General features: G+C 27.7%; 3 protein-coding genes. All 3 read right to left on the bottom strand.

The window, feature by feature from the left end; genetic code table 11:
• Positions 1-130: 130 nt before the first annotated feature.
• Complete coding sequence (locus AC1DRF_RS27785; RefSeq protein ID WP_477742283.1) at positions 131-268, bottom strand: hypothetical protein; 138 nt, start codon at positions 266-268, stop codon at positions 131-133.
• A gap of 91 nt (positions 269-359) precedes the next feature.
• Positions 360-542 (bottom strand): YolD-like family protein, encoded by a 183-nt coding sequence (locus AC1DRF_RS27780; RefSeq protein ID WP_057238048.1) that lies wholly within the window; start codon positions 540-542, stop codon positions 360-362.
• A gap of 44 nt (positions 543-586) precedes the next feature.
• Positions 587-760 carry a Fur-regulated basic protein FbpA gene (locus AC1DRF_RS27775; protein WP_477742282.1) on the bottom strand — a complete coding sequence of 58 codons (174 nt, stop codon included), beginning with the start codon at positions 758-760 and terminating at the stop codon, positions 587-589.
• Positions 761-1,421 lie beyond the last annotated feature (661 nt).

Genomic DNA, 1,421 nt, shown 5'->3' with positions numbered 1-1,421 from the left:
CATCAAATTAGCTTCTTATAAAAAGGGTTATAACAGTAACAAACGACCTATTCATCCGATTAGAATCATAAGGTCGCCTACATTATCTTCATTTTCATTTTTATCCTTCCTATCTGCTTTATTTATAAGTTTATTCTTTTATATTTTCATCTTCTAACTGTCTTAGGTTCTCATCATGACATTGTTTAAATAAATAAGTAAGGTACGAATGTAGTTCAAATCGGTCCTCCTCAATAAAATCAGACCATATTTGTTTGTTTTCTCTCATCATTCCTCTCCCTTTTTTATTTCACTTTTATATCTTTTTATCATAAAAAACAGAGAAAATTCTTCACTAAGTTTAAATCAAATAAAGGAAATCAATAAATGTCTTCAATACCGGATAAATGAATAAAAAAAATATTTTGTTTTTCATCTTTTAAAGACAGGGTCTGTTCATGGAGATTAAGATTATAAACACGGCCTTTACACGTTTGTAATGACCCATTTTCATAATAATTAATCGTAATTAACCCATTTTTGATTAGTTTTTTCAAAAACATAGATTAACCCTCCTCTTAACAAATGAATTGTGATTAGCAAAAACTTAAAAAGATAGGTCTTGGATTGCCGGATTAACTATATGATACTCTGTTTCTAATTCACGTAATGTTAATTCATAGAGCTGTTTGTTTCCTTTTTTATAGATTCCTAAATGGATTAAAGAATCTATAATCGAGTTTTTTTTACGTTGTATGTCAGAATAGGTCTGTTCGTTCATTATCCCACCGCCTAAATTCAGAATGGTCTTTCCTATGRTTGTCCAACTACTCTAATTCATTATAAAGCTTGCCAGTTACAAGGAAATGAAAATGAAGTTAAATTGATGTAATAAATAAGTAAATTCGATTACATAAGTGAACGTACATTTCCTACCTATTTACTTTATAATCAACTTTTATGGCATCGCTCAATAATATACTATCCCTATGAATTTCACTTTCAATCAATTTCTTTAAATAACAAAAGATTGTGTTCATTATGCATCGTAATAAACTCCTTATAAAAACTAACATTAAATATATTATGTTAGTTTTTTCCCCCATATGAAATACTTTCTACAGAACTTCCCTTTAACTTACAAAAAATTCTAAAGTGTTACTATGTAATTTTACTTGTTTCAAATAAAATTAAAGATAAATCTCCACAAAATCTTTCATTGATTTTAAGTAGAGACCGGTTTGTGTGATATAAAATATCGGAAATATCATGCTAAGGAACCCTTTTATTAAGGGTTTTTTGCAGCCTATCAATTGTAACTTCATGAATAGTCATAAAATAACGAATTTGTGGGGCATTATATTGAAAAGTAATATGATATATTATATACATACCTGTAACACGACATATTATAACTAATTTAGATAATCACAAATAAAAGC

The organism is Priestia sp. P5_B4 (assembly GCF_056400385.1).
The sequence above is the reverse complement of the archived record's forward strand: the minus strand, read 5'-3'. Positions and strand labels throughout refer to the sequence as shown.